The sequence below is a fragment of the Streptomyces sp. HSW2009 genome (assembly GCF_040240285.1).
Classification (GTDB): domain Bacteria; phylum Actinomycetota; class Actinomycetes; order Streptomycetales; family Streptomycetaceae; genus Streptomyces.
Genome location: NZ_JBEHZD010000604.1, coordinates 1 through 4,317 on the forward strand (window position 1 = coordinate 1; position 4,317 = coordinate 4,317).

1 protein-coding gene is annotated in these 4,317 nt (G+C 71.7%); it reads left to right on the forward strand.

What is annotated here, in order from left to right; translation table 11 throughout:
• Positions 1–4,317: SDR family NAD(P)-dependent oxidoreductase (locus AAHZ94_RS29330; protein WP_349996694.1), on the forward strand; the 4,317-nt coding region annotated here is incomplete at both ends.

Here is a 4,317-nt window from a genome sequence, read left to right on the forward strand (position 1 = left end):
CACCTACCTCGAACTCGGACCCGACCCCACCCTCACCACCGCCACCCAACACACCCTCCACCACCACACCACCAACACCCAAACAACCGACACCCAACCCACCCCCCACACCATCCCCACCCTCACCCGCAAACGACCCGACAACCAAGGGTTCACGCACGCCCTGGCCGGTCTGCACGCGGTGGGTGTGTCGGTGGACTGGGCGGGCTGGTTCCCGGCGGCGCCCAAGCCGCAGGTGGTGAAGCTGCCGACGTACGCCTTCCAGCACCAGCGGTTCTGGCTGGACGCGCCGACGCCGCGGGTCGTGGGGGGTGCGGGGCTGCTCGACGCAACCGAGCAGCAGCTCTGGCACGCCATCGAGGAACTCGACGTCGATGCGCTCTCCAGCACCCTGGGGTTGGACCGGGAGAGCCCCGGCTTCGATGCGTTGTTGCCCGCGCTGCCGGTGCTCTCCGCATGGCGACGGGGGCACCGTGAGCAGTCGGTGGTGGACTCCTGGCGGTACGAGGCGACCTGGCAGCGGCTCACCGATCCGGCCAGGCCGGTGCTGACCGGTAGCTGGCTGGTGGTGGTGCCCGCCGGGTTCACGGATCACGCTGCCGTGCACACCGTCGTACAGGCGCTGTCCGCGCACGGTGCCACGGTCATCGACCAGGTGGTGGAGGCGGGAGGCGCGGAGCGGGCGGCGCTGGCCTCGGGTCTGGCGGAGCACGTCGGGGGCGTCGGGGTCTCCGGTGTGGTCAGTCTGCTGGCGCTGGACGGAGCGGCCCATCCGGTTCACTCGGGTGTTTCGGCGGGGCTCGCTGCCACCGTCGGGCTGGTGCAGGCGTTGGGTGATGCGGAGGTGGCGGCGCCGCTGTGGTGCCTGACCCAGGGTGCAGTGGCCGCCTCGGCCGCCGATCCGCTGCCACACCCCACCCAGGCCCAGGTGTGGGGCCTGGGTCGGGTCGCCGCGTTGGAGCACCCGCACCGCTGGGGCGGGCTTGTCGACTTGCCCACGACCATCGACCACCACACGGCGGAACGCGTCGCGGCAGTGCTGGCCGCCGATGCGGGCGAGGACCAGGTGGCCATCCGTGGGGGATTGTTCACCAGGCGGCTACGGCAGGCGCCGGGCACGTCCGGCGGTGTCTCCTGGGCGCCGTCCGGCACCACCCTGATCACGGGTGGTACCGGCGGATTGGGTGCGGAGGTGGCGCGCTGGTTGGCGCGCGCGGGCGCACCGCGGCTGCTGCTGGCCAGCCGGAGCGGGCCGCAGGCGCCCGGTGCGACGGAGTTGGCCGACGAACTGACCGCCCTGGGGGCCGTGGTCAGCGTGGTCTCCTGTGACGTCGCCGACCGGGACCAGGTGGTCCGGCTGCTCGCGGACGTACCGGCCGAGCAGCCGCTGACCGCGGTGGTCCACACGGCCGGCGTGCTGGCGGCGGGCCCCCTGGCCGAGCTCGACCTGGCGGACCTGGACCGGATGCTGCGGTCCAAGGCGGTGTCCGCCTCCCATCTGCACGAGTTGACGCGCGATCTGGGGCTGAGCGCGTTTGTCCTGTTCTCGTCGAACGCCGCCACCTGGGGCAGTGGTCACCAGGCCGGCTACGCCGCGGCCAACACCTATCTCGACGCGCTCGCCGAGCACCGTCGTGCGATCGGCCTGCCCGCCACCAGCATCGCCTGGGGCCCGTGGGGTGGCGCCGGGATGGCCGCCGACGATGCCGGACTCGCCTACCTCAAGCGCCGCGGGCTCGCCCCGCTCGCCCCCGACCTGGGCATCAGGTCGCTCCAGGCCGCTCTGGAGCAGGGTGACACGGTCGTCACGGTGGCGGACGTCGACTGGGAGAAGTTCCGTACCGGGTTCACGGCGCAGCGGCCGAGCCCGTTGTTGAGCGAGGTGGCTCCGGTCGCCGCGGAGTCCGGTGGTGGCGCGGAGGCTGCGGCCGGCAGCCCGCTGCGGCAGCAGCTCGCGCAGGGCACGCCAGCCGAGCAGCAGCGGTTCCTGCTTGAGCTCGTACAGCGGCACGCCGCGACGATCCTCGGGCATCCGTCGCCGGATTCCGTGTCGCCCAGCCAACCCTTCCAGGAGCTCGGGTTCGACTCGATCACCGCGGTTGAGCTGCGCAATCAGTTGGCCAACAGTACGGGCATCGCCATCGCGCCGACGCTGGTGTTCGATCATCCGACGCCGCAGGCGGTCGCCAGCCATCTGCGGAGTCAGCTCACCGGGCAGCGGGGTGCGGTCGCCGCGCAGACGGCGGGTGCGGTCGGCAGCGACGAGCCGATCGCCATCGTCGGCATGGCCTGCCGCTACCCCGGCGGTGTCCGGACGCCGCAGGACCTGTGGGAGCTGGTCGCCGACGGCAGGGACGCCGTCGCGGAGATGCCCACCGATCGAAACTGGGACCTGGCGACCCTGTTCCACCCGGACCCGGAGCACCTGGGCACCAGCTATGCGAGCGAGGGCGGGTTCCTCCACGACGCGGCCGAGTTCGACGCCGGGTTCTTCGGGATCAGCCCGCGCGAGGCGCTGGCCATGGACCCACAGCAGCGACTCCTCCTTGAGACAGCCTGGGAGACCTTCGAGAACGCCGGCCTGGACCGCGAGGCGCTGCACGGCAGCAACACGGGTGTGTACGCCGGCGGCACGTTCCAGGGTTACGGGGCGACGGGTACGGCCTCCGCGCAGGAGGTCGAGGGTTACCTGTTGGCGGGTGGCACGCCGAGCGTGATGTCGGGGCGGCTGGCCTACTCCTTCGGGCTTGAGGGCCCGGCGGTGACGGTGGACACGGCCTGCTCATCGTCGCTGGTGGCGATGCATCTGGCGGCTCAGGCGCTGCGCCAGGGTGAGTGCAGTCTGGCGCTGGCCGGCGGTGTCACCGTGATGGCCACGCCCACCACGTTCGTGGAGTTCTCGCGACAGCGCGGGCTCGCGCCCGATGGTCGGTGCAAGCCGTTCGCGGCGGCTGCCGACGGCACCGGCTGGGGTGAGGGAGCGGGTCTCATCCTGCTGGAGCGGCTGTCTGACGCCCAGCGCAACGGGCACCAGGTGCTCGCCGTCCTCCGTGGTTCGGCGATCAACCAGGACGGTACGAGCAACGGCCTGACGGCCCCGAACGGCCCTTCGCAACAACGGGTCATCGGCCAGGCCCTCGCCAACGCCCACCTCACCGCGGCCGAGGTGGATGCGGTGGAGGCGCACGGCACGGGTACGACCCTGGGTGACCCGATCGAGGCTCAGGCCCTGCTCGCCACGTACGGCCAGGACCGGCCCGAAGGCCAACCCCTCTGGCTGGGCTCCATCAAGTCCAACATCGGACACACCCAGGCGGCTTCGGGTGTGGCGGGTGTCATCAAGATGGTGCAGGCGATGCGGCACGGTGTGTTGCCCGCCTCGCTCCACATCAATGAGCCGACGCCGCACGTGGACTGGGCGTCGGGCGAGGTACGGCTGCTCACGGAGCAGGCTGCGTGGCCGGAGGCGGACCGGCCGCGCCGGGCAGCCGTCTCCTCGTTCGGCATCAGCGGCACCAACGCTCACATCATCCTGGAGCAGGCACCCGCCCCGGCACCGGTGTCGGTCGCAGCGAGCACACCGGAGCAGGGCACAGAGCAGGACGCGACCGCCGCCACCCCACCGGCGCTGGTGCTGCCGTGGCTGGTGTCGGCGCGTAGCGGTGAGGCGTTGCGGGCCCAGGCACGGTCCCTGGTGGAACGGGTCACCACCAACCCCGAACTCTCCCCCACCGACCTCGGCTGGTCCCTCCTCACCACCCGCACCCAGTTCGAGCAGCGGGCCGTGGTCGTCGGTGGCGACCGCGAAGAACTGATCGCCGGCCTCACCGCCCTCGCGACCGGCGAAAGCCACCCCGCCATCGTGACTGCCGGACCGTCGTCCGAGTCGGCGCCCACCGGTGGCGACACGGTCTTCCTCTTCAGCGGCCAGGGCAGCCAACGCGCCGGCATGGGACGGGAGTTGTACGAACGCTTCCCCGTCTACGCGGAAGCCTTCGACCAAGTCTGCGCTCTTCTCGACCCCCACCTAGACCACCCCCTACGCGAGGTCGTCTTCACCGGCGGGCCTGATGGGATTCTGGACCACACCACGTACGCGCAGGCCGGTCTGTTCGCCTTGCAGATCGCCATGGCACGGCTACTCGACTCCCTCGGAGTACGGCCGGATGCGGTGATCGGGCACTCCATCGGCGAGATCGCCGCCGCACACATCGCCGGCGTCTTCTCCCTCCCCGACGCCTGCCACCTCGTCGCCCACCGCGCCACCCTGATGGGCAACCTCCCCACCGGCGGCGCCATGGCAACCCTCGCCGCCAC